The organism is Picosynechococcus sp. PCC 7117 (assembly GCF_001693275.1).
Classification (GTDB): Bacteria; Cyanobacteriota; Cyanobacteriia; order Cyanobacteriales; family MRBY01; genus MRBY01.
The window spans coordinates 933321-957695 of the sequence record NZ_CP016477.1 but is presented as its reverse complement, the minus strand read 5'-3'; the positions used below and the strand labels follow the sequence as shown (position 1 = coordinate 957695).

At 49.9% G+C, this 24375-nt stretch carries 19 protein-coding genes; 14 read left to right on the top strand and 5 right to left on the bottom strand.

From position 1 onward, the window contains the following. Positions 1-44: 44 nt before the first annotated feature. A complete protein-coding gene (ftsH4, locus tag AWQ22_RS04615; protein ID WP_065710337.1) occupies positions 45-1922 on the top strand; it encodes an ATP-dependent zinc metalloprotease FtsH4 in 1878 nt (625 codons plus the stop codon). 86 nt (positions 1923-2008) lie between these two features. Here ftsH4 and AWQ22_RS04610 read toward each other — a convergent pair whose 3' ends face one another. Next, positions 2009-2716 (bottom strand): hypothetical protein, encoded by a 708-nt coding sequence (locus tag AWQ22_RS04610; protein ID WP_065710336.1) that lies wholly within the window; start codon positions 2714-2716, stop codon positions 2009-2011. Positions 2717-2979: 263 nt separating this feature from the next. On the opposite strand from AWQ22_RS04610, the gene AWQ22_RS04605 reads away from it, so the two are divergent. The 4 genes from AWQ22_RS04605 to rsmA all read left to right on the top strand — a co-directional run bounded on the left by AWQ22_RS04605 (position 2980) and on the right by rsmA (position 7773). Next, positions 2980-5262 carry an ATP-binding protein gene (locus AWQ22_RS04605; RefSeq protein WP_065710335.1) on the top strand — a complete coding sequence of 761 codons (2283 nt, stop codon included), beginning with the start codon at positions 2980-2982 and terminating at the stop codon, positions 5260-5262. A gap of 72 nt (positions 5263-5334) precedes the next feature. After that, on the top strand, positions 5335-6282 hold the full coding sequence (gene pip / locus AWQ22_RS04600; protein WP_065710334.1) for a prolyl aminopeptidase: 948 nt from the start codon (positions 5335-5337) through the stop codon (positions 6280-6282). 22 nt (positions 6283-6304) lie between these two features. Beyond that, positions 6305-6895 (top strand): precorrin-6Y C5,15-methyltransferase subunit CbiT, encoded by a 591-nt coding sequence (gene cbiT / locus AWQ22_RS04595; protein ID WP_012306526.1) that lies wholly within the window; start codon positions 6305-6307, stop codon positions 6893-6895. Between the two features lie 56 nt (positions 6896-6951). Further along, on the top strand, positions 6952-7773 hold the full coding sequence (gene rsmA, locus AWQ22_RS04590) for a 16S rRNA (adenine(1518)-N(6)/adenine(1519)-N(6))-dimethyltransferase RsmA (RefSeq protein WP_084449032.1): 822 nt from the start codon (positions 6952-6954) through the stop codon (positions 7771-7773). Here the strand turns inward: rsmA and AWQ22_RS04585 are convergent. From AWQ22_RS04585 to AWQ22_RS04575, 3 genes are all read right to left on the bottom strand, one after another. Beyond that, positions 7758-8048 carry a cupin domain-containing protein gene (locus AWQ22_RS04585; RefSeq protein WP_065710332.1) on the bottom strand — a complete coding sequence of 97 codons (291 nt, stop codon included), beginning with the start codon at positions 8046-8048 and terminating at the stop codon, positions 7758-7760. The two genes, rsmA and AWQ22_RS04585, sit on opposite strands and share 16 nt — an antisense overlap. Before the next feature lie 62 nt (positions 8049-8110). Next, positions 8111-8845 (bottom strand): SPOR domain-containing protein, encoded by a 735-nt coding sequence (locus tag AWQ22_RS04580; protein ID WP_157094578.1) that lies wholly within the window; start codon positions 8843-8845, stop codon positions 8111-8113. Between the two features lie 131 nt (positions 8846-8976). Continuing rightward, the gene (locus tag AWQ22_RS04575) at positions 8977-10545 is read right to left on the bottom strand and encodes a photosystem II high light acclimation radical SAM protein (RefSeq protein ID WP_065710330.1); all 1569 of its coding nucleotides are present in this window, start codon (positions 10543-10545) and stop codon (positions 8977-8979) included. 519 nt (positions 10546-11064) lie between these two features. Between AWQ22_RS04575 and AWQ22_RS04570 the strand changes: the two genes are divergently transcribed. The 9 genes from AWQ22_RS04570 to AWQ22_RS04530 all read left to right on the top strand — a co-directional run bounded on the left by AWQ22_RS04570 (position 11065) and on the right by AWQ22_RS04530 (position 23272). Beyond that, the gene (locus AWQ22_RS04570; RefSeq protein ID WP_065710329.1) at positions 11065-12900 is read left to right on the top strand and encodes a PhoX family phosphatase; all 1836 of its coding nucleotides are present in this window, start codon (positions 11065-11067) and stop codon (positions 12898-12900) included. 133 nt (positions 12901-13033) lie between these two features. Beyond that, positions 13034-13660: a hypothetical protein gene (locus AWQ22_RS04565; protein ID WP_065710328.1), complete on the top strand. Its 627-nt coding sequence runs from the start codon at positions 13034-13036 to the stop codon at positions 13658-13660. A gap of 285 nt (positions 13661-13945) precedes the next feature. Next, the gene (locus AWQ22_RS04560; RefSeq protein ID WP_062433020.1) at positions 13946-15112 is read left to right on the top strand and encodes an ATP-grasp domain-containing protein; all 1167 of its coding nucleotides are present in this window, start codon (positions 13946-13948) and stop codon (positions 15110-15112) included. 46 nt (positions 15113-15158) lie between these two features. Next, on the top strand, positions 15159-16094 hold the full coding sequence (locus tag AWQ22_RS04555) for a succinyl-CoA synthetase subunit alpha (protein ID WP_062433018.1): 936 nt from the start codon (positions 15159-15161) through the stop codon (positions 16092-16094). 81 nt (positions 16095-16175) lie between these two features. Continuing rightward, positions 16176-17042 (top strand): bifunctional methylenetetrahydrofolate dehydrogenase/methenyltetrahydrofolate cyclohydrolase FolD, encoded by an 867-nt coding sequence (gene folD, locus AWQ22_RS04550; protein WP_012306517.1) that lies wholly within the window; start codon positions 16176-16178, stop codon positions 17040-17042. 258 nt (positions 17043-17300) lie between these two features. After that, positions 17301-19460: an HAD family hydrolase gene (locus AWQ22_RS04545; protein ID WP_065711631.1), complete on the top strand. Its 2160-nt coding sequence runs from the start codon at positions 17301-17303 to the stop codon at positions 19458-19460. Next, positions 19453-20286, top strand: a complete 834-nt coding sequence (locus AWQ22_RS04540) for an HAD-IIB family hydrolase (RefSeq protein ID WP_065710327.1) — start codon at positions 19453-19455, stop codon at positions 20284-20286. The genes AWQ22_RS04545 and AWQ22_RS04540 overlap by 8 nt, the downstream gene beginning before the upstream one ends. 14 nt (positions 20287-20300) lie before the next feature. Further along, positions 20301-21176, top strand: coding sequence for a carbohydrate kinase (locus tag AWQ22_RS04535; RefSeq protein WP_065710326.1), 876 nt, complete (start codon positions 20301-20303; stop codon positions 21174-21176). Positions 21177-21478: 302 nt separating this feature from the next. Next, the gene (locus AWQ22_RS04530) at positions 21479-23272 is read left to right on the top strand and encodes an alpha-amylase family glycosyl hydrolase (RefSeq protein ID WP_232321487.1); all 1794 of its coding nucleotides are present in this window, start codon (positions 21479-21481) and stop codon (positions 23270-23272) included. 16 nt (positions 23273-23288) lie between these two features. On the opposite strand, the gene AWQ22_RS04525 is transcribed toward AWQ22_RS04530, so the two are convergent. Next, positions 23289-24299, bottom strand: a complete 1011-nt coding sequence (locus AWQ22_RS04525) for an aspartate carbamoyltransferase catalytic subunit (RefSeq protein WP_041443396.1) — start codon at positions 24297-24299, stop codon at positions 23289-23291. Positions 24300-24375: the final 76 nt, after the last annotated feature.

Here is a 24375-nt window from a genome sequence, read left to right as displayed (position 1 = left end):
CTTTACAATGGGGGAATACAAAGCTTTCTGCGGAAAACATTGCTATGAGCATCAAAGATAAACCCCCCTCTCGGACGAGGCAAATTGGCTCCATTTTGTTGTGGCTGACGGGACTTTTTTTCCTGGTGAATGCCTTTTTCCCCAATTTGTTTGGTAATCCGACCCCCCAGGTGCCCTACAGTCTCTTCATCAATCAGGTAGAAGATGGTCAGGTGGCCCGTGCTTCCGTTGGCGATCGCGAAATCCGTTACCAACTCAAAGCCGAAGGCGAAGAACAACAGGGCACAATCCTCCGCACCACCCCTATTTTTGACCTAGATTTGCCCAAGCGTCTCGAAGCCAGTGGCGTTGAATTTGCCGCACCTCCCCCAAAAAATAATTTCTTTGGCAATATCTTGGGTTGGGTGATCCCGCCGATTATTTTTGTCTTAATCTGGCAATTTTTCATTGGGCGCAGTGCTGGCGGTGCCGGTGGGGCAGGGGGAGCACTCTCCTTTACCCGCAGCAAAGCAAAAGTCTACGTTGAGGAAGAAGCCACAAAAATCACCTTTGATGACGTAGCTGGTGTCGAGGAAGCCAAAACTGAACTCACAGAAATCGTTGAATTTCTCAAAACCCCCCAACGCTACACGGCGATCGGTGCCAAAATTCCCAAAGGGGTATTACTGGTTGGCCCTCCGGGAACCGGAAAAACCCTCATGGCGAAGGCCGTTGCTGGCGAAGCTGGCGTGCCTTTCTTTAGTATTTCTGGTTCGGAATTTGTTGAACTCTTTGTCGGTGCCGGTGCCGCCCGGGTACGGGATCTCTTTGAACAAGCTAAGAAAAAAGCCCCTTGTATTATCTTTATCGATGAATTAGATGCCATCGGCAAATCCCGGGCCAGTGGCGGCATGATGGGGGGCAATGACGAACGGGAGCAAACCCTCAACCAGCTTTTAACCGAAATGGACGGTTTTTCGGCGGGCGATGCCACCGTGATTGTCCTAGCTGCAACGAACCGCCCCGAAACCCTTGATCCTGCCCTGCTCCGCCCAGGACGGTTTGACCGTCAAGTCTTAGTGGATCGCCCGGATCTCGGCGGACGTCTGAAGATCCTCGAAATCTACGCCAACAAAGTCCAACTCGATAACGAAGTCAATTTAAAAGAGATTGCGACTCGCACCCCTGGATTTGCGGGGGCTGACTTGGCAAACCTTGTTAACGAAGCAGCTTTGCTAGCGGCTCGTAATAAGCGCGATAAGGTGACCCAAGCGGATTTTTCGGAAGCAATTGAACGGGTTGTCGCTGGCCTGGAGAAAAAAAGCCGGGTTTTGTCGGATAAAGAAAAGAAAATTGTCGCCTATCACGAAGTCGGTCATGCCCTTGTTGGTGCCTTGTTGCCTGGAGGAGGCCGAGTTGCGAAAATTTCCATTGTGCCGCGTGGAATGGCAGCCTTGGGTTATACACTACAAATGCCTACGGAAGACCGTTTCTTGATGGATGAGCGGGAAATGCGTGACCAGATTGCCACCCTACTCGGAGGCCGTTCCGCAGAAGAAATTGTTTTTGGTTCGATCACCACAGGTGCCGCCAACGATCTGCAACGGGCCACGGATCTCGCCGAACGGATGGTCACCACCTACGGCATGAGCAAAGTCCTTGGCCCCCTCGCCTATGAACGGGGTTCCCAAAATAATTTCCTCGGTGAAAGTATGATGAATCCCCGGCGCATGGTCAGCGATGAGACAGCCCAGGCCATCGATGCAGAGGTGAAAGAAATTGTCGAGACTGCCCATGATCAGGCGATCGCCATTTTGCGGGCCAACCGAGATTTACTCGAAACCATCTCCCAAAAAATCCTCGATACAGAGGTCATTGAAGGCGATGAACTCCAGGAACTTTTGAACCAAGCCGTTAAGCCAGAAGTTTCAGCTTCAGCCTAGGCCCCAAACCTTTAACGTTGCCTGATTAGTAACTTAGAAATAAGAAATAGTTTCCTATGGCTTTTCCAAGGGTCATGGGAACTTTTTTATGGTGCTGTGGTCTCTGGGGGGCTCACATTTTCCACGTCTGGTAGGGTAGGAATGCTAGGTAAAGCAGGAATCCCTGCATCGGGTACTAACCCTTCGCTTGGGGTTGGGGTCGTATCTAAGCTTGGGGGTGGCGTGATTGTCTCTGGGGTTGGCGATGCTGGCGATGTTGCAGCTTCGTTGCTCGCTACGGGCTGACTGAGGTTCAGGAGGACATCTACTTCGGGATAATAACTGGCCCACTGTTTGATATTGGGGTTCCGTTGCCAATCCTGTTGGGAAATACGCAGATTAAATAGAGGGGCTACCGCCACATCATTTTGACCAAGTACCAAAAGATCCAAAGTGCTGGGGGTAGGACTTTGCCTAAATAACAAAGGAATTAGCAATTCGGTGCGATCTTCGGCCTGGCGCATAAACCAGGAATAGCGGCTGGGGGGTTGACCGGAACTTAAGGGTTCTAGACCATTAATTTCGATGGCATCAAAACGGAGCATACAAGACATTTCTGGGGTGATCGCTGGGTCTTGGGGAGGCTCGGCATAATCACAGGTCAGTTGGGGCGGTGCTTGGGCGATCGCCTGGGGGAGCGTCAAGCTTAATAGTCCAACTAAGCCCACCAGACCCAAACAAGATCTAGAGGCGAAACCCAGGGCCAATGGGGAAATCCCTAGGACAGAGATGCGGTTTTGAAAACTATAGAACATCGGCGAAACCTACAATAGGAGCGCGAAAGGAAGGCAAAAGCCTTGTATGATATCATCCTACCGAAAAAATACCTGTCGCCAAGTCAGGCTTGATCATCCTCTGCCCTTGACACGTTTCGTTTCAAGACAAGAAGATTCTTTCGGCAACCCCTCAGCTTGCCATAAACTTTCTTTAGAAAAGCTTAGATCTAAAGCTCCCGCCAAAAATTAGGGCCATGCTAGACAGCAACGAGGTCTGTCTGATTGGTCTCTTGACGTAATTCATGATTCTTAACGCCATTACCCCCGATATTGCTTGGACTGCCCCCTGGAATGTGCTGCAACAGCTGTGTCATCTTTGGCGGCGGTTTGGCATTGGCATCGACCCCCAGGATCGCCTATACATCAGTGGTGCCCAGTTACAAGAGGCAGGGTTGGCCCTCGACTACGACGTTTTTCACCTCCTCATCGAAACGGATTTTACGGCTCTGCTGTGGGCGAAGGCTATTGATCCCGCCGCAGTTGCTCCGGATACGCCGTCAGCCCCAGGGGAACAGTATGAAATTTCTATGGCGTTTGATCCCCAGGCGATCGCCCCCCTGATTGCGACCCTCCTCGGTAGTCATGTGGACTTTCCCCAATTGAAGGCCCTGCGAAAAAAGATTTTGCCCCAACGCTCTGCGATTCCGCCGGATCTGATGGTGGGCCTCTTGGAGATTGTGCGATCGCCGTCTATTCAAGAAACTGCGCCAGACGAGGCGGTGGTGCCCAACCAACCCCTGAATATGTTGCTGAGCCAGCGCCTAGAACAGGAAAAAATCCTCAATAATGTTACCCATCGTATCTACCAAAACCAAGACCTGATGGTGACGGTACGCATGGCCCTCGAACAAGCCCAGCGCCTCTTACGGGTCGATCGGCTGCTGGTTTATCAGCTCGATTTACCGACGGCGAATCCAGAGAAATTCGTCAATCGGGTCACCTTTGAAGTGGTGTCCTCAGACAAAGTTACTTCCCTCCTGCATTTTGACCAAGATGAATGCCTGACGAATAATCAACTGATCAAAGATGCCTATCTGAATGGGAAGCACTTGGCGGTAAATGACATCGAGACCCAACCAAACCTCAGTCCCTGTTTTAAACAACAACTCCAAGGGATGCAGGTCAAGGCGAAGTTGGTAGTGCCCCTCATCGTCGAGCAGCGCCTCTGGGGTTTACTCATCGCCCACCAATGCCATGGCCCCCGCCGTTGGCGCAAAAATGAAATTACCTTTCTGACCCACGTGGCGGAATATTTGGCGATCGCCATCCTCCAAGCCCGTTCTTACCAGCAATTGCAAGAACAAAAAACCAGCCTTGAGACCCTCGCCCAACGCCGCGCCCGGGAACTAGAAGATGCCCTCCTCTCTGCCCAAGTGGCCAGCCAATCAAAAAAAGAATTTATCCACATCATGAGCCACGAGCTTTTGACTCCGCTCACGTCGATCATTGGCCTCTCGAATACCCTCAGCTATTGGACAGCCGATGACAATCCGAAAAAGCTCTCCCCCGAAAAACAGCGCGTCTATCTCCAAACCATCCATGAAAGCGGCACTCGCCTGCGCAATTTGCTCCAGGATATTCTTGATTTTTCCCAAACAGAAGCGGCCCGTTCCGTGTTGGATTTACAGAAATTTTCCCTCAAACAATTGTGTTATCGCGTCCTCAATGGGTTCCAAGAATTAGGCGATCGCCAGGGGATCAACCTTAAATTCATCAATCAACTAGAACCAGAACAAGATTCCTTTTACGCCGACCCAATTCGCCTGGAAAAAATCCTCAGTCACCTCCTGTCCAATGCGATTAAATTTACCTCCCACGGTGGCGAAGTCACCTTCAGCATTTGGCGCGAAAAACAAAAAGATGTCAGCTTCCAGGTCAAAGACACGGGCATTGGCATCCCTCCCCAGCAAATTCCCCTCCTGTTTGAGCAGTTCCAGCAACTCGAACCTTCCATGAGTCGTCGCTACGATGGGGCAGGGTTTGGTTTAGCCCTCGTCAAACAGCTCGTCGAAATTCACCAGGGACAAATCCACGTCACCTCCACGCCAAAAAAAGGCTCCATCTTCACCGTCCGCATCCCCAATCAAGTGCCCCGCAATCTTCACCCCGTGGGTAAGGGGAGTGTGGGCGGTAACCAGGGCGGCACCATTGTGCTGGTTTCCCAAGATGAAGAAATGGCGACCTTGATTTGTGAGTTGTTAACGGCGACGAACTACCAAGTGATTTGGCTGATCGATAGCGAAATTGCCAGCCGTCAGATTAGTGCTCTCCAGCCGATTTTAGTGATTCTCGATGCCCACCAACATAAAATTCAAATTGAAGATATTATCGATAGCCTCAAAATGGCTCCCCAAACCCAACAAATTCCCACGCTTTTGACGGGCGATCGCCTCAGCGATGACCAGTGGCAAAAACTTCAAAAACATGGTTTCCAAGATTACCTCCCCAAGCCGATCCACAGTGAAAAACTGATTGATATGGTGAACCATTACGTCACCCGTCACTATCTCGCCAGCACCCTCTAGGACAGCCAACCCATTGGCGATCGCCCGCTGTTTCTGGCACGATTCAACTACGCCCACCCCTTCACCTCGGCCATGCGCAACCTCTATCCCCCTCTCCAGCCCTACCACAGCGACAAACTCCCCGTTTCTGATCTCCACACCCTCTATTACGAAGAATCCGGCAATCCAGATGGCAAACCCGTCATCTTTATCCACGGTGGCCCAGGGGGTGGCTGTCCCCCGATTTATCGTCAATTTTTTGATCCGCAACAATGGCGCATTATTCTGTTTGACCAGCGGGGCGCAGGCCAGAGTACCCCCAGGGCAGAATTACGGGAAAATACCACCTGGGATCTCGTTGCAGATATCGAAAAAATCCGCGACCATCTCGCCATTGACCAATGGTTTATCTTTGGCGGCAGTTGGGGCAGTACCCTCGCCCTCGCCTATAGCCAAACCCACCCAGACCGTTGCCTTGGTCTGATCCTGCGGGGAATTTTTATGCTCCGTCAAAAAGAAATTCAGTGGTTCTATCAGTACGGGGCCAGCGAAATTTTCCCCGATGCCTGGGAAAGTTATCTCAAACCAATTCCCCCCGAAGAACGTCACGATCTCGTCAGTGCCTATTACAAACGTTTAACCAGTCCCGATCCCCACATTCGCCTAGAAGCAGCTCAAGCCTGGTCTGTTTGGGAAGGTAGCACCAGTCGGTTAATTCCTTCGGCGGCCAGTAAAGTGAGTTTTGCACGCCCAGAATTTGCCGAAGCCTTTGCCCGGATTGAATGCCATTACTTCGTGAATAAAGGTTTTTTTGCCACGGAAAATCAACTCCTCGAAAACATTGATCGCATCCGTCATTTACCGGCAGTCATTGTCCAGGGTCGCTATGATGTGGTTTGTCCGATGACCAGTGCCTGGGAACTCCATCAAGCCTGGCCGGAGGCAAAGTTTGTCCTTGTCCCGGAGGCAGGTCACTCGGCCTTTGAACCGGGCATTCAAACGGAATTATTGAACGCAACGGATGCGTTTGCAACCCTATAGTTTTTATTTTTTAGCAGCACTTATGGCTTGGCATTACCAGACCCCTGGCATTCCGGATCACCTATTTAAACGTTTACCGGGCATTCCCCTGACGAAACGAGAAGCGCGGCTTTTGATTATCTCGGCCCTACGGATGGAGGCGGATTCTGTACTCTGGGATATTGGGGCCGGGACGGGGACAATTTCCGTTGAGATCGCCCTTTTATGCCCCCAAGCCCAGGTGATCGCCGTTGAACGGGATGAGGAGGTGGCGGATTTAGTGCGTCGCAATTGTGCACATTTTCAAACCGACAATATTACGGTGATTGAGGGGAATGCACCGGAATGTTTTGCCCAGATTGCCACGAAGCCGGATCGGATTTGTCTTGGGGGTGGCAAACCGATCAAAGTTCTGTTGAGTGAGGCTTGGCAATGCTTACGGCAAGGGGGCCGAGCGGTGGCGATGGCGACTAACTTGGAGCAGCTTTATCAGCTTTCGGAGGGTTTTTCGGAACTGCAGGCCCGGAATGTGGAAGTGGTTCAGGCGGCAATTAACCGTTTAGAAACCCAGGGAATGCGCCAGGTGTTTGCGGCGGTAGACCCGATGTTTATCTTGAGTGGGGAAAAAATTTAGGGGTAGAAAATGCTTGTAAAATAAACCCCTGCCCCTGGATGGAGAGAGACAAAACGATGCGCCCCCGAAAACGGTTTGGTCAACATTGGCTGACGGATCAACAGATTTTAGATGAGATTGTTGCGGCGGCAAACCTGCAACCGACAGACCGGGTCTTGGAAATTGGCCCAGGGAAAGGGGCGTTAACCAGCCGTTTATTGCCTCAAGTAGAAGCCTTGCTCTCGGTAGAAATTGACCGGGATCTATGCAAGTACATGGTCAAAAATTATGGCGATCGCCCGAACTTTTTACTCCTCGAAGCGGACTATCTCCAGACAGATATTAATGAATTTTTGGGGGATTTTCCTCAATTTCAGCACCCCCGCAAGGTGGTGGCGAATATTCCCTACAACATCACCGGGCCGATTTTAGAGAAGCTCCTGGGCACCATTGACCGACCGAACTCGAATCCCTTTGAGTCGATTGTGCTGCTGATTCAGAAGGAAGTAGGCGATCGCCTGGTGGCTCATCCTTGTACTAAAGCCTTTGGGGCATTGACTCTGCGGGTGCAATATCTCGCCGATTGTGAAACGGTTTGTGTCGTCCCGCCGAAGGCCTTTTACCCGAAACCAAAGGTCGAATCCGTGGTGGTGCGCCTACGGCCCCGGCCCCTCGCCCAGCCAGCCCAGAACCCCAAACTACTCGCAACCCTGATTAAGGTGGGCTTTGCCAGCAAACGCAAGATGCTGCGTAATAACCTCAAAAGCCTTTATAACCCGGAAATTCTTGACCCCATTTTTGCAGATCTCGACATTAGTCCCCAGGCGAGGGGGGAAGAAGTGGATCTTTTACAATGGATTGCCCTGAGCGATCGCCTCAATGATTACCCAAAGGAATAGTGCTTTTTCACAGGTTGGGTAATCTCCCAGGTACAGGTCAGGCCCGCCGCAAAGGTCACTAAATCTCCTTTACCCATGGTGACTGGGGTGCCTCCCTCTGGGGTTACAGTTACTTCCCCCTCAAGGAAATAGCAGGTTTCCGCTTCGTTGTAAGACCAGGGAAAGGTGGAGACTTCCTTCGTCCAAATGCCCCAAGTTTTAACCCCCAGTGCCGCTAATCGTTCCGGGCTGGGTTGACGTTCAATCTGAATCGCTTGCTGGTTTGTTGTGACCATGGTTTTTCTGAAAAAAACGACAAATCAAGTGCGTTTCGATTGTAAGGGAAAGTCAATGAAAGCTAGTTGCGGAAATACAGGCGACCGTCAAGATCCATGAGGCGTACCCGCACATTCATCAACTCTGCCTCTTCCCGTTGGGCAAAAGGGCCGATGGCGATGTGAGGCCCCCGGGGAGCACTTTTCGCTTCAATCAAATCCTGTTGAATGCCCATGCGCCGCAGTTGGTCTTGGATATCTTGGCCTTGGCCGCGGCTGGGAATCGCCACAAAGTAACCACCATGGCTACTGGCTGCTGTGGTGCTATTGGCAGCGAATGAATCCCCGGAACCCATGTCTGTAATTTGGGCAGCAATGCCACTGGCTTGGAGGTTGGCTCGGAGGGTTTCTGCATTTTCGCGCTCAGAAAACAAACCAGCCTGGATGCGATCGCCTTTCACAAAAGCAGTTGGTTCCACCTGGCGCACCGTTGCCAACATCAAGGGACTAGACCCGACTACTTCAACCCGGTAGCGGGCGCTTGACCGCGGCGTCGAAGGAACAAATGCCGGAGGGGACGCGGTGGGAGCCGGAGCCTCAAAAATATATTCTTGACCAGGGGCCACCGTCGTTGCAGGGCCATCGTAAAACACAGGTTCCGAGGCGGGGGCTTCTTCCCAGAGGGGAATTACTGGGGGGACGGGGGGTAACGGCTCAAAGGTGAAAACTTCTTGGGCGATCGTCCCAGGCGAAAGCAGCACAAATCCCCCAAGAACAGCCAATAGGGGACACAGAAGATTAGGGCAAGACTTCAACACCGATCTTTTCCTCCGTAAACAGACGGGGTAAATAAGGCTTTTTTGACAATCTTATTAAAGATTTGGCCAAACGCAAATGCTGACCCCCAGTCCTGAAGATTCCGAACCCATGACCCACCGAGATTAAACATTTAAGCAGGGATCAGAGTCGGCTTTTGGGACACAATTTTCGCCGTTAGGGCTTCTTCCAAAGGCGATCGCCCCAAACGAGCCTCTAGAATTGCCATCACTTCCCGACCAAAATCATTGGGGTTTTGCCGCCACGCCTGGAGACACACTTCCCCAAAGAAAGAACCGAGGGGTTCCGGGTTCCACAGGAGTTTTTTCGCCGTCCAGGGCATCAAACTCATCGGGTTATAGTCCGGCTTTAGCACTTCTTGATCAAAGGCATATTGTTCAAGGTGGGTGTGGGGCTGGAGGCCAATGAAGAAAATGGCGGGTTCTACCTTATCGACCCCGAAGATTTTTTCGAGTTCCCGGTGGTAGGCAATGGTTTGGCGGATCGTATCAAAGGTCTCATCAATGACGTTAAAGGAATAATTCACCGAGACCACATCATTAAAGCCCGCCGCTTTGAGATCCCGGCAGTTTTGCAAGACCCGCCGCAGATTGTAGCCCATGCGCATTTTCCGCACGAGTTCCTGGGAGCCGCTGGTGATGCCAATTTCAAAATAATTCATCCCCGTTTCTACCATCAGATCGCAGATCTCTGGGGTCAAATTATCGGCGCGGATATAGGAAGCCCAGTGAATATCGTCCATGCCCGAATCGCGGATCGCCTGGAGCAGTTCCACCACGTCATCCATGTACTTTTTCGCCGGGATAAACTGGGCATCGGTAAACCAGAAATTGCGGATCCCCCGATTGTAGAGTTGGCGCATTTCTGCCACCACTTCCGCCGCTGGATTGACCCGGACTTGCTTGCCTTCGACGACGGTGTAGACGCAATAGCAACAGTTGTGGGGGCAGCCCCGTTTCGTTTGGACACCGATGTAAAAATCATTTTCCTGGAGATAATAATCAAACTCCGGCCAAATTTCAGCAATGTACTGGTAATTGCAAGCAGTTTTTTCGATGGGGGTGGGTTCCTCGTGGATCATGCCGGGGCGTAGCTCTGCTTGGCCCACAACATAGCAACGTTGATCGCTAAAATCTTGGCCCCGGAGTAGGCGTTCTAGTAGGGTTTCTCCTTCGCCGATGGAGACGATCGCCCCTTTCGGTAATGCGGTTTTCAGTTGTTCATAAAAGACGCTAACTGCCCCACCGCCAACGACCATCTGGGCTTCAGGATTATACTGTTGGGCTTTTTGAAGACCGCGTTTAATGAGTCCCAGGTTGCGCCACAGTTCGCCGTAGTAGGCCGCCATCACCTTCAGGCCCCCGAAGGCTCCCCTCAGTTTAATGAAGGGATTTTTCGCGTAGAAAATCTCAAAGGAGTTTTGTAAAGGGTTACCGCCCCGGCCGCCCACAGGGGCATAGATTTGGATATCGCGCCAGGAAAAGACCAGCAGCGTCGGCTTAAAAGCGGCGATACAGTCATCGAGGGCTTTTTTGTAATCTAGGGGCGGTACGGCCCCCAGGTCGAAAATCTTTTGTTCGAGGTTCGGGAAGAGCTTATGGACATGATCTGCTAGGTACACCACGCCAATGGGAAAGATGGGATTGCAAGGGAGGCGGACGTAGAGGAGGCGCTGAGTCATGGTGAAAATGAGCAGGCGTTGTTACATAAGTTAACTCTCATTATAGGGAAAATCCGCAGCGGGGCGATCGCCTTGGGGTAGTGACGGGTGCCTGTTCGCAAAACGAGCAGCCCAAAAATATACCGTAATTATCGATTTTAAATTCAATAGATCGGCTTCTTTCTTAAACGGATTGAAAGAAAATTTAAAGTTTTAACTGGTCAATCTTAATTTCTACTTAATTCCCATGGAGATAATTGTAATCGGCATCCTCTATGTCTGCCCATTTAACTGATTAGATGTTTTCTAACCACGGCTAAAGCCTTTGTTTAAAACAATATTTAAAAGGCTCTAACCACTTCCTGTTTAAGGACATTCATTTGGATAAAAGTGTATTTCAGGAATTGATTCGCCATAAAAAAATAATGGCATAATTTTCTATGCTAAACACTCAATATTCAAAACCAAAATCAGGGGCAAATTAAAATATTTCTTCCTTAAAACATCTTTGAGACGCTGTAAACTAAGCACCCTACAATCATGATTCACGACGACGGCAGAAGTAATTATTCAAATAATCGTCCTTTCCAAGATATTTTCAAGGCGCGATTCTCCCGCCGGAGTATGCTCCAAAAAAGCATGATGCTCTCCGCCGCTGGTTTTATCGGGGCGATCGCCGGCAATAGCGTCCTCAAACCCAGCACCGCCGCCACCCAAGTTGCCCAACGGCGCACCAGTCCCCTGTTGGGATTCAATGCTGTAACCCTAGCCCAAAGCAATGGCCCTGTCCCCAGTATTTCCAGTGACTACCAATACCAAGTGTTGATCCCCTGGGGCACCCCCCTCCAACCCGGCGGCCCCGAATACAATGGCGACCCCAACACCCGACCCACCGCCGACGAACAGGCCCAGCAGATCGGCATCGGCCACGATGGGATGTGGTTTTTCCCCCTCGGCAACAACAATGACCATGGTTTGTTGGCAATTAACCATGAATTTGGCATCAACGAACACGTCCTAGGTAAAGCAGATCCCGCCAGCCTTGAGGATGTGCGATTGTCTCAACATGCCCATGGTGCCTCCGTCGTTGAAATCAAGAAAAATAATCGTGGCGTTTGGGAAGTGGTTCGCAGTAACTATGCTCGCCGGATCCATGCCAATACCCCCATGGCCTTCAGTGGCCCTGCCGCAAATCATCCCCTCCTAAAAACAGCAGCGGGCAATGCGCCGAAAGGGACGATCAATAACTGTTCTAATGGTCACACTCCCTGGGGCACTTACCTCACCTGTGAGGAAAACTTCAACACCTACTTCGGGGCCACCGGAGAATGGACGCCCACTGAAGCCCAGGCCCGCTATGGACTCGCCAGCAGTTCTCGCTATGGTTGGGCAAGCTATGACGAGCGGTTTGACCTATCCAAGGCGGCCTACAAAAATGAAGAAAACCGCTTCGGTTGGGTCGTCGAAATTGACCCGATGGATCCCAACCAGACCCCTGTGAAGCGGACAGCCCTCGGTCGTTTTAAGCATGAAGGGGCAGAAATTGTCGTTGGTCGTGGCGGTCGTGTGGTCTGCTACATGGGTGACGATGAACGCTTTGACTACATTTACAAGTTCGTTTCGGCAAACAATTGGCAGTCAATGCGGGCGCGGGGGATCAGTCCCTTCGATGAAGGCCAGTTGTACGTCGCAAAGTTCAACGATGATGGCTCTGGAGAGTGGTTATCCCTCAGCATGGATAACCCAGCCTTACAAGGAAAATTCCAAGACCAGGCTGAAATCCTTGTGTATGCTCGCTTAGCGGCAGATGCGGCTGGGGCAACGCCGATGGATCGTCCGGAATGGATCACTGTCGGCACCGAGGAAAACGTTTATTGTGCCCTGACTAACAATAGCCGTCGCACGGAAGCTGATGCGGCAAATCCCCTGGCACCGAATCCCGATGGTCACATTATTCGCTGGCAGGATAGCGATCGTCACGTGGGGACAACCTTTACCTGGGATATTTTTGCGATCGCCCAAGATACCCATGGCACCGAAGAATCTTTTGCCTCCCCCGATGGACTATGGGCTGACCCCGATGGCCGCCTCTTTATCCAAACCGATGGTGCCCAGAAGGACGGCTTGAATGACCAACTGCTTGTGGCTGATACCAATACCAAGGAAATTCGGCGTCTCTTTACTGGGGTGACTGATTGCGAAGTAACGGGGATTACGGTGACCCCAGAGCGTCGCACGATGTTTATTAACGTGCAGCACCCAGGCGATGGCAACCCAGCCACCACCAATTTCCCGGCTCCCCAGGGGAGTGGGATGGTGCCCCGGGATAGCACTGTGGTCATCACCCGTAAAGATGGCGGCATCGTTGGCTCATAGCACTTTGATGATTTAGTTAGGATTTGGCGTTACAGATCGGTCACCCCAACGGTTCAACTCTGGGGTGACTTTTCTCTTTCATCGGCCTAGAGGTTAAGCTGGATTTTGCTCTGTCACCACCCAATTTTTGTCCATGTCCCCAACGACCCACGCCACGGGCCAAGATCCTGAAGTCCAGCTCCAACGGGTTTGTACCCAAGCCTACGGCGAGCCTCTGCAACTACTTTGGTGGGAAATTACGGATGCCCAGGGGAGCCTCAAGGTCATTTGTCGAGAACAGCGTCGGGGGTATTACATTGAGGTGTTACTACACCGTACCGCCGCTGGCTATCAACCGAGTCATGGTTTGGTGGCAGCCTTTGTGACCTTGTTAAAACCTGACCCCAGTCGCTGGGAAAATTTGACCAAACGGGCCACGGCAACGGACTGGCAAGCCCTCGATCGCCTCTGGTTTTATGCTTTGACGATTCCCGATAGTGAGATTCTCTGGGGCGATGAAACGATTATTGGCGTTACGGTGGCAGAAAAGGCGATCGCCCGGTTTGGCTATGCCGTGCCCGACCCATCCTTGCTCCCGGTCTTGATCTTTGAAAATCGAGCTTTGGGGTTAAATCTAATCAGCTATGTTTGCGATCCAGATCATTTTGCGGGCGAGAATCTCCTTTATGATCACCGTACCCACCGGGGAGAAGCTTACCCAAATCTGTTTGAAGCCCAAATCCGCCTAAAACAAAAACTAGATGCGTATTTTCCCGGCTAGACCGCCGCGATCTATTGTTTGTCCTGGGGGCGAATGGCTCAGAATTTATTGGGTGCAAACAACCCTAAATAATCCGTTGAGATCCCAGATAAAACTTAATCTAAAAAACACCATTTCTTTAACTGCAATTAACTTTTTTCCCTCGTTCGCCTAATTACCTAAATACATGAAAAAAGATAAAGCCCAATCATTGCGCCTCGGCACTGGAACCTCTGGCCTTGATGACTAGGGTTCAGGTTTTAAGTTAGGCTTGAGTTGAGAAATATAGAGGTTGCCTCTGCGCTAATGGAATTGCTCGAATACCAAGCAAAACAACTTTTTGAACAGGTGGGGATACCCACGTTGCCGTCCCAGATTATTGCGGATCCCCGGGAACTGAAACAGTTGCAAATTCCCTATCCCATTGTGCTGAAGTCCCAGGTGCGGGCTGGGGGACGGGGCAAAGCTGGGGGCATTAAACGGGTGCAGAATACCATCGATGCGATCGCCGCCGCGCGGAATATTTTTAATTTGGCGATCGCCGGGCAATACCCTGATGTTTTATTGGCCGAGGCCCACTACGAACGCAAGCAGGAAATTTTCTTGGCGGTGGTTTTAGACTACGAATTGCAGCGGCCTGTGCTTTTGGGGTCGGCCCACGGCGGCATGGAAATCGATCAGCTTTTGGCGAACCTCCATCAAGTGGTGATCAAAGACTTTTTCTCCCCGTTCCAAGCGCGCCATCTCCTCAACAAAATGGGCATCCGGGGGGCATTGGTGCCCGCCTTGAGCGACATCATCAAAAAAATGTACGATCTGCTCCTTGCCAAGGACTTGGAATTGGTGGAAATCAATCCCCTGGGCATTAACCAAGCAGGGGAATTAATGGCCCTTGATGGTAAGGTCACGGTTCACGATACGGCCCTCCGTAAGCACCCTGAAATCGCCCTATTTTACGAGCACCAAAACCAACTCAGCTTTACCCCAGAGGCGGCCCCCCTCTCTTGGCAACATGATGTCCAGGGGGGCGCGGTGGGCATTGTTTGTTATGGGGTGGGGGCAGCGGCGGTGATTTGGGATATGCTCCATGATCTCAAGGGTCATCCAGCCTGCTGTTGGCTCCTTGGCCCCCGCGCCCAGGGTCGAGTGTTTTCACCCTACGACCTAGATGAACAGATCGAGATCATTCTTGAACAATTGGCCGCACTACCGCAGATCAAGGTGGTTTTGTTGAACTTGGTGGCAGAAGCAGAAATTAACCAACGCATTTTGGCAACTTTAACGGCACGTTTACCCCAATTGGCGATCGCCCCGGATGCTGACCCCGATCCAGAGCTGCCTGAGTTGTCCCAACACATTATTGTGCGCTGTTTACCTTCCCTTGACCCGGCGATCGCGCCTGGTTGCCATTGGGAAGAAGATTTAGAGGCCGCCGTCAAACAGGCGATCGCCCTCAGTAAACCCGGAACCTAAAACGCCTTTCAACTTTTCTCACACACAGGACTTAGACACAACGGCAATGGCTTGGCACACAAATCACAATATTCTGATTCAAGGGATCCATACGCCCCTCGCCCAATATTATCTCCCCCGGATGGTCGCCTATGGCACCGAGATTATTGGGGGCGTCAGTGCTGGGGGCGGTGGAGAAACCCTTGACGGCATTCCCATTTTTGATTTGGTCATGGAAGCCAAGGCCCAGGTCGGCGAGATTACCACCAGTTTGATCTTTGTCGAACCCTTTGAGGTTTTGGATGCGGCCTTTGAGGCGATCGCCGCCGGGATTAAACAACTAATCATCGTTTCTGCGGGAGTGCCGCCCCTGGATATGGTGCGCCTACTCTGCCAAGCCCAACAAGAAGAGGTGCAGATCCTAGGGCCAGGGAGCAGTGGACTCGTGATTCCGGGGCAACTGTGGCTAGGGACAAGCTTCGTTAATCATTTCCAACCCGGTGAGGTTGCGCTTCTCAGTCGGTTTAGTAGCCTCTCCCAGGAAGTGGCAATTTTGCTCAATCAAGCGGGTTTAGGTCAATCCTATGTGGTGGATGTGGGCAACGCCGATCTGCCGGGTTCCCATTTTGCCCAGTGGCTCCACTACCTCGATCAAGATCCCCAAACCAAGGCGATCGCCCTTTTAGGTCGTTATGGTTCCCAAGAAGAAATCGATCTGATTCCTCTGATCCGCGACCAGATCCAAACCCCCGTCGTTACCTATCTCTGTGGCAGTCACGCGCCTATCCAGCGCAGTTGCTACGATGCCGGAACCATTATTGCTAACCAACTTTCCTACTGCATTAGCGACACCTACACCCCTGCGGAAATGCACAGCGCCTTTAAACGGGAAAAACTCGCCTTTGGCCGCAATCTTAAAGAAATTCCGACCCTGATCAAAAAAGCCCTCCAACCCCCACGCAGTCGCAGCCGTCGCCCTAAAAATGCTCCCACGACCCCTTAAATTTGCACCGCTTAGATCCTATCCTCAGCATCAGATCTAAGATAAACTTGGCAACCGAAATGCTCAGCATCCCCGACATCCATGGCACAAATCCTTGACGGCAAAAGCTTTGCCCAAAAAATCCAAGCAAACCTCAAAACCCAAATCGCGGCCCTCACCCCAAAAATGGGTCGTCCCCCCGGTCTCGCCGTGCTGATGGTTGGGGATAATCCTGCTAGCGCTGCCTATGTCCGTAACAAAGAACGCGCCTGCGAACGGATTGGCATGGCCTCCTTTGGTAAGCATTTTCCCGCCGATACCACCCAAAGCGAACTTGAAGCCGTGATCCAAGACCTGAATCAAGATGAGCGAGTTGACGGGATTTTGGTGCAATTGCCGTTACCGCCCCACCTAGATGCCGTGGGTTTGCTGTTAACCATTGCCCCGGAAAAGGATGCCGATGGGCTGCACCCCTTAAACCTAGGCCATCTTGTACGCTCCGAACCGGGCCTGCGCAGTTGTACCCCCTACGGCGTAATGGAACTGCTCAAGGAATATCACATCCCCCTCGAAGGGAAAAAAGCCGTGGTGGTGGGCCGGAGTATTTTGGTAGGGAAACCCATTGCCTTGATGCTTTTAGAAGCAAATGCCACGGTGGCGATCGCCCATTCTCGCACCCAAGACCTCGCTGCGGTGACCAGGGAGGCAGATATTCTCGTAGCCGCCATTGGCAGACCCGAATTTATTACCGCTGACATGATCAAGCCCGGTGCTGTGGTGATCGATGTGGGCATCAATCGCATCGTCGATACGGCAACGGGTAAATCTCGTCTGGTGGGAGATGTCGCCTACACAGAGGCCGCCCAAGTTGCTGCCCAGATTACGCCCGTTCCCGGTGGCATCGGCCCCATGACCGTGGCGATGCTCCTACAAAATACCTTCAACAGTTACCAAGCTAAGGCGAAATAAGCATTTATTTTTAGGTACAGATTTTGATGAAATTCTCTCTCCTTTCGGGGGGAGTTTTTTATGGTCTTTAGCCAGGGAAATTGCCCTACTTTGGCCAATTTTTGATTAATGAAGATATTTTTCAAGGATCCTTACTGGGCTAAAGGGTACGCTAACATCACAACAGCAGTTACCTTTTGGTTGCGTTTTGCGATTCATTTTTCAACAAAAACCAAACCTCTTGCGACGGTTGATATTGGGTATGCCCCCAGAGCAACGATGATGCGTCCCCAATCCCCTCGATACATCGTTTTAATCAGTATTCACGGTCTTATCCGTAGTCAAAATTTAGAATTGGGTCGTGATGCTGATACGGGTGGTCAGACGAAATATGTGGTCGAACTTGCAGCTGCCCTAGCCCAGCACCCAGACATTGAACAGGTCGATTTGATTACCAAGCAGATCATTGACCCAAAAGTGAGTGCCGATTACAGTCAGTCTTGCGAACCCATTAGCGAAAAAGCCAATATTATTCGCATCTCGGCCGGGATCGATGACTATATTCCCAAAGAAGAACTGTGGGATTACCTCGATAATTTCGCAGACAACACTTTAACCTATCTCAACCATCAACCCAGACTCCCGGATCTGATCCACAGTCATTACGCCGATGCCGGTTATGTGGGCATCCGTCTAGCGAATCATCTGGGGATTCCTTTATTTCATACAGGCCATTCCCTCGGTCGCAGCAAACGCAAGCGCTTGCTTGCCAGTGGAGTTAAAGGGGAACTGATCGAGAGCCGTTACCGTTTGACCCGACGAATTAATGCGGAGGAAGAAACCCTTGCCTCAGCTACCAGGGTGATTACCAGTACCCAACAGGAAATCCAAGGTCAGTATGCCCAGTACGATTTTTACCATCCGGAAAATATGCGGGTGATTCCACCGGGGACGGATCTGCAATGTTTTTATCCTCCTACGGGTGATGAATGGCAGGGCTCAGTTTGGCAGAAATTGGCGGTGTTTTTGCAGGAACCCCGTAAGCCGATGATTTTAGCCTTGTCTCGTTTGGATCAGCGCAAAAATATTCTGGGCCTAATCCGAGCTTTTGGGACATCACCATCGTTGCAACAGCAGGCTAATTTGATTGTTTTTTCGGGTACGCGAGACGATCCACGGGATTTAAGCAGCAATGCCCAGGCGATCTTTACGGAATTGTTATGGTCGATTGATCGTTACAACCTATATGGCAAAGTGGCCTATCCTAAATTTTTGTCTGCCCAGGAAATTGGGGAACTATATCGGCTGGCTAGTCTTTCCCAAGGGGTATTTGTGAATCCAGCGTTAACGGAGCCCTTTGGTTTGACGTTGATCGAGGCGGCGGCCAGCGGTTTACCCATTGTGGCCACTGAGGATGGGGGGCCAGTGGATATTTTGAAAAATTGTCAAAATGGTTATTTGGTCAATCCCCTTGAACCCCAGGATATTGCGGCGAAGATTAGCAAAATTTTAGGGGACGCCCAACGGTGGCAAACGTTTTCGCAACAGGGGATTCGCAATGTGCGCCGGGTATATACTTGGCAGTCCCATGTGGAGCAGTACATGGAAGTGGTGCAGTCGATTTTGAACCGCACGGAGTCCCGACAGGAATTGGCGATCGCCCGTCGCCCGGCCCTATATCACCAGGGAGCGATTGTTTCGACCATCGATCAGAATTTGGTGGGGGATCCGCTTGCCTTGCAAGCATTGGTGGATTTGCTCAATCAGCACCGTAAGGAAATTGCCTTTTGTATTGCCACTGGCCGGCGTTTGGATGCGGCCCTCAAAGTTTTGCGGGAACACAATATCCCCCAACCGGATGTGTTGATGACGAGCCTCGGCACAGAAATTTACTACGCCCCTCAATTGACGCCGGATCGGGCTTGGTCGAATCACATTAATTATCTTTGGAATCGTCAACGGGTGGTGGATCTTTTAGGGGATTTACCTGGGTTAGAGCTTCAACCCAAATTATTCCAAAGCACCTTTAAAATTAGCTATTTTTACGACCCGGCGATCGCCCCCAGTGTTGAGGAATTAAAACGCATTTTATTTAAAAATGATCAGACCATAAATGTCATGTTTTCCTTTGGTCAATACCTCGACGTTGTGCCAATTCGTGCCTCAAAAGGTTACGGGTTACGCTGGTTTGCAGAACAGTGGGAAATTCCCCTCAATCGTATTCTAACGGTGGGTGGTTCCGGGGCCGATGAAGACATGATGTTAGGCAATAGTTTGTCTGTGGTGGTTAAAAATCGCCACCGGGAAGAGCTTTCGGATTTAAACAATATTCAACCAATTTATTTTTCTGAAAAAGAATTTGCGGCTGGCATTTTAGATGGTTTAGCCCACTACAATTTCTTAGAATTGTGTCGTGCGACGGGACAAAATCATGACTGATCGCTTGCTGTTATGTACTGATCTAGATCGCACTTTGATTCCCAATGGTGCCGCCCCAGAATCTCCCCAGGCAAGGGCTTATTTTCGTCAATTTGTTGCCCAGCCCCAGGTAACTTTAGCCTATGTCACGGGACGCCATTTAGCTTTAATTGATCAGGCGATTTTAGACTATCAACTGCCTCACCCCCAATTTGCGATCGCCGATGTGGGTAGCAGTATTTATACTTGGCAAAATTCCCAATGGCACCGCTGGCAAACCTGGGATGATCACCTTGCGACGGACTGGCCAAAACAGGGGGCGATCGCCATCCATCACCGCCTTGCCAATCACCCGGCTCTCCAACTCCAAGAATCAGCCAAACAAAGCCACTATAAACTGAGTTATTACGTCGATCTTCAAGCAGATACTCAACAATTATTAATTGAGATCCAAGCACTTTTAGAAGAACATAATTTTTCCGCCCATTTAATCTGGAGCGTTGATGAAGAAAAAAACATCGGCCTCCTGGATATTTTGCCTTCCCAAGCGAATAAATATCAAGCTATTTCTTTTTTGATAGCTACCCAAAAATTTTCTTTGGCACAAACGATTTTTGCTGGGGATAGCGGCAATGATGAGGCAGTTTTAAGCAGTCCCATTCCTGCGGTGCTTGTGGCCAATGCTCCTCAAGAATTAAGAAAAAAACTTCAAGATGCCCATGATCAAGCCTCACTTTATTTTGCTCAGGGTAATTGTTTAGGTATGAATGGCAATTATAGTGCTGGAATTTTAGAGGGCATTTTTTATTACTTTCCTGAATATCAACAATGGCTTAATTCCACCTAAGGAAACGTTTGACTATGGCAAAAAATATTGTAATTTTTGGTGAAGTGTTATGGGATATTTTTCCCGACAATGATCGAAAGCTGGGGGGCGCTCCCTTCAATGTGGCCTGGCATCTAAAGGCGTTTGGGGCCAATCCTTTGTTAATTTCTCGGATTGGAACCGATGATCTTGGGGCGGCAATTCAAACCAAAATGCAGGCATGGCAGATGACCCTTGCTGGTCTTCAAATAGATAAAATTCACCCCACCGGAACCGTTCAAGTCACCCTGGAAAAGGGTCAACCCCAATATGAAATCACCGCCGACTGTGCTTACGATTTTATTGATAGCCAACAGTTCCCTATATTAGAAGATAAATTTTGGCTTTACCATGGCAGTCTTGCCCTCAGAAATGCTGTTTCTCAAGCCAGTTTTAGGGTACTACAGCAACGAGCAGACCAGATTTTTTTTGATGTGAATTTACGTCAACCCTGGTGGACATTAGAAACTATTGCTTCTGCCCTAGCTGCTAGTCAATATGTGAAATTAAATACCGAAGAATTACCGTTATTAACACCTGAGTTTTTCTCAACTAACCTTGCCATCGATCATTTATTAAATCAGAATTCGCTACGGCATATTATCCTAACAGCGGGAGAAGCCGGTGCGAGTCTCTATACCCAAGGCGATCGCCAACAGATTTCTCCTCCAAAAAATACCACCGTGGTTGATACGGTTGGAGCTGGGGATGCTTTTTGTAGTATTTGCTTATTGGGGCTTATGAATGATTGGCCATCTGTCCTAACCCTAGAACGGGCGCAAGCCTTTGCCAGCGCTATTGTGAGGATTCGTGGTGCGGTAAGTGAAGATCCCCGATTTTATCAACCTTTTATTCAGGCCTGGCGGTTATAATTGCTTGGAGTTAACCCAGCACTCATTTAATTTTCTGCAAACGGTTGTTTGCAAGCACCTTTGCTTTACTATAAATACGGTTCAATTTTCTAAACTTTAGGTTTCGGGCTATGTACGAACAGTTTTCTCACTCGATTTTAAATGAGATTTTAGATCAATTAAGGCCCGAACTCAAAGAACAAGAATTAAGTCATTTTTATACCCGTTTAGGAGCAAACTTTTATAGCCTTTTTTCCCTCTTTTATAAACTCTATGGTCGCCGCTCAGATTTTAAGACACAACTGCTGAGACTGGTCGAAGTGATGGCCTATCAATACATTGGGCGATCGCCAGAATTTAAGCAGACCGATCTAGCACGGGAAAAAAACTTTAACTGGTTTCTCGAATCCCAATGGGTCGGTATGACTTTGTATGCCGATGGCTTTGCCGATGATCTCCAAGATCTAGGCGATCGCGTTGCCTATTTCAGCGAATTAGGGGTTAACTTCATCCACATTATGCCGATTCTAGAGTGCCCTCGCCATGCCAGCGACGGTGGCTATGCTATCAGTAATTATCGACAAATCAACCCTAAAATTGGCACTCTCCAGGATCTACAACACCTCGTTCAAATCTTTCGCCAAAAGGAAATTTTATTAGCCCTTGACATTGTGATTAATCACACTTCAAACGAGCATGAATGGGCGCAAAAAGCACGTAAAGGGGACAAAAAATATCAAAAATATTATTACATGTTCGACACGCGGGATATTCCCGACATGTTTGAAAAAAATCTCCCAGAAATTTTTCCAGAAACAGCTCCGGGTAATTTTACCTGGGATGAAGAATTACAAAAATGGGTGATGACTGTTTTTAATAACTACCAATGGGATCTTAATTATCAAAACCCGGCGGTGCTCATTGAAATGGTCGATATTATTCTTTTTTGGGCCAACCAAGGCGTTGATGTGCTGCGGCTCGATGCGGTCGCTTTTCTATGGAAAAAGATCGGCAGCCAGAGTCAAAACGAAAAAGAAGCCCACATGATTTTGCAAATCTTCAAAGACTGCTGCCAAATTACCGCCCCAGGGGTTATTTTCATTGCCGAGGCGATCGTTGCCCCTGTAGAAATTGTGCGGTATTTCGGGGAGGATGCGATCAATGCCAAGGAATGTGAAATTGCCTACAATGCCACGCTCATGGCCCTCCTGTGGGATGCCGCCGCCACCAAGAACGCCAAACTGTTAATCCAAGGACTCAAAAATATTCCGGCAAAACTGGACCGCGCCACCTGGCTCAACTATATCCGCTGCCATGATGACATTGGCCTGGGGTTTACCGATGCAGATATTGCCCAGGCGGGCTATGACCCAAAATCCCACCGACGGTTTCTCATTGACTATTTTTGTGGCCAATTTGAAGGCACCGACGCGAGGGGTTTACTGTTTGGTCAAAATTCTAAAAATGACGATGCCCGTATTTCAGGCACTTTAACGTCTTTAATGGGCTTAGAAACAGCTATTGAGGCCAACGATCACCAAAAAATAGCGATTATCATCAAACATATTTTGTTACTCTACAGTATTATTTTTTCCTTTGGGGGCATTCCGCTGATTTATTATGGCGATGAAATTGGCACTTTAAATGACTATTCCTACGTGGGAAATTTGAGTAAAGCTAATGATACCCGCTGGGCCCATCGACCGAAAATTAATTGGAAAAAAGCAGAACTACGACATATTGAAGGCACCATTGAACACCGTATTTTTTCTGCTTTACAACACATGATCGCCGTACGTAAAGCAATTCCTGCCTTTGCTGATTTCAATAATCGTCAACTGTTATCCATTGATAATTCGCACCTATTTGGGTTTGTGCGCATTAGTCCCAATAAACGGGATCATATTTTAGTCATTGGAAATTTTTCACCGGACTATCAAAATTTAGATCTTAGTCACTTAGCCTGTCATCCTTTTGATTGCCATGACCAGGATTTATTGATTGATTTATACAGTCAAAATGCACCGGAAATTTTTGAAAAACAACTTGTGCTGGCACCGTTCCAGTTTTATTGGTTGAGTAAAATGCAGCCGAGTCTGACCACAACTTTGCTGTAGGTTATTGCGCCAAGAACTAATTGAGAGAACCATTGGCCTTGCTGCTACCGATGAGATAAAGCAACGCCATCCGTACAGCGACGCCATTGGTCACCTGCTCAGAAACAAGACTGAGGGCGGGATGATCCATCACATCGGAGGCAAGTTCCACGCCACGATTCACAGGCCCCGGATGGAGCACTTTAACATCTGGTTGACAAAATTTAAGGCGATCGCCTGTAATGCCAAACCGTTGATGATATTCCCGCAAACTGGGCAGAAGATGGGCGGTCATCCGTTCATGTTGCAGGCGGAGGGTCATCACAAAATCGGCATCTTTTAGGGCGGGTTCAATGTCCCAGTGGAGCTTGAGGCTTCCCGCGGCGTCCGTGGCAAATTCCCGAAATCCTTCTGGGAGCAAAGTGGGCGGCGCGGCTAAGTGGACATCGGCCCCAGCGGTGGTCAAACTCCAAATATTCGAGCGGGCCACCCGGGAGTGCATAATATCCCCGACAATGGCAATTTTTTTGCCCCGCAAAAGTTCACACCGGGGATTTTCGGGATCGAGTACCCGGCAAATGGTAAACAGATCCAATAGGGCTTGGGACGGGTGGGCGTGGAGGCCATCTCCCGCATTGAGAATACTGACGCCTGAATTTATCCGATCCATTTCAGCGGCGATCGCCTGGGGAACCCCCGATTGCTGGTGGCGAATCACCATAATGTCTGCCCCCATGGCCAGATAAGTCTTCGCTGTATCCAAAATCGTTTCCCCCTTACTCAGGGACGAAGATCCCGGCGCAAAATTCATTACATCCGCCGAAAGCCGTTTCGCCGCCAACTCAAAACTACTCCGGGTACGGGTCGATGGCTCAAAAAACATATTTGTGACCACCTGCCCTTGCAGCGCGGGCACCTTCTTCATGCGACGAAATAAAACATCCCGTAAGCTAGTGGTCGTCTGCAGTACCGCATCCAGTTCCGCCACCGAAAAATCCATCAGTGACAGAATATGTCGCCTTGTCCAGGTGGCCGTTGCCGTTGTCATAACTGTTCCCATTCACTATCAAGCCACAAAAAAAGAGGGCACTTTCTGTGACGCCCTCCCCATCTTAACCAATCAA

Coding starts and splice junctions, on each gene's coding strand:
- ftsH4 (WP_065710337.1), top strand. CDS start 45: ATGAGCATCAAAGATAAACCCCCCTCTCGGACGAGGCAAATTGGCTCC.
- AWQ22_RS04610 (WP_065710336.1), bottom strand. CDS start 2,716: ATGTTCTATAGTTTTCAAAACCGCATCTCTGTCCTAGGGATTTCCCCA.
- AWQ22_RS04605 (WP_065710335.1), top strand. CDS start 2,980: ATGATTCTTAACGCCATTACCCCCGATATTGCTTGGACTGCCCCCTGG.
- pip (WP_065710334.1), top strand. CDS start 5,335: ATGCGCAACCTCTATCCCCCTCTCCAGCCCTACCACAGCGACAAACTC.
- cbiT (WP_012306526.1), top strand. CDS start 6,305: ATGGCTTGGCATTACCAGACCCCTGGCATTCCGGATCACCTATTTAAA.
- rsmA (WP_084449032.1), top strand. CDS start 6,952: ATGCGCCCCCGAAAACGGTTTGGTCAACATTGGCTGACGGATCAACAG.
- AWQ22_RS04585 (WP_065710332.1), bottom strand. CDS start 8,048: ATGGTCACAACAAACCAGCAAGCGATTCAGATTGAACGTCAACCCAGC.
- AWQ22_RS04575 (WP_065710330.1), bottom strand. CDS start 10,545: ATGACTCAGCGCCTCCTCTACGTCCGCCTCCCTTGCAATCCCATCTTT.
- AWQ22_RS04570 (WP_065710329.1), top strand. CDS start 11,065: ATGATTCACGACGACGGCAGAAGTAATTATTCAAATAATCGTCCTTTC.
- AWQ22_RS04565 (WP_065710328.1), top strand. CDS start 13,034: ATGTCCCCAACGACCCACGCCACGGGCCAAGATCCTGAAGTCCAGCTC.
- AWQ22_RS04560 (WP_062433020.1), top strand. CDS start 13,946: ATGGAATTGCTCGAATACCAAGCAAAACAACTTTTTGAACAGGTGGGG.
- AWQ22_RS04555 (WP_062433018.1), top strand. CDS start 15,159: ATGGCTTGGCACACAAATCACAATATTCTGATTCAAGGGATCCATACG.
- folD (WP_012306517.1), top strand. CDS start 16,176: ATGGCACAAATCCTTGACGGCAAAAGCTTTGCCCAAAAAATCCAAGCA.
- AWQ22_RS04545 (WP_065711631.1), top strand. CDS start 17,301: ATGATGCGTCCCCAATCCCCTCGATACATCGTTTTAATCAGTATTCAC.
- AWQ22_RS04540 (WP_065710327.1), top strand. CDS start 19,453: ATGACTGATCGCTTGCTGTTATGTACTGATCTAGATCGCACTTTGATT.
- AWQ22_RS04535 (WP_065710326.1), top strand. CDS start 20,301: ATGGCAAAAAATATTGTAATTTTTGGTGAAGTGTTATGGGATATTTTT.
- AWQ22_RS04530 (WP_232321487.1), top strand. CDS start 21,479: ATGGCCTATCAATACATTGGGCGATCGCCAGAATTTAAGCAGACCGAT.
- AWQ22_RS04525 (WP_041443396.1), bottom strand. CDS start 24,299: ATGACAACGGCAACGGCCACCTGGACAAGGCGACATATTCTGTCACTG.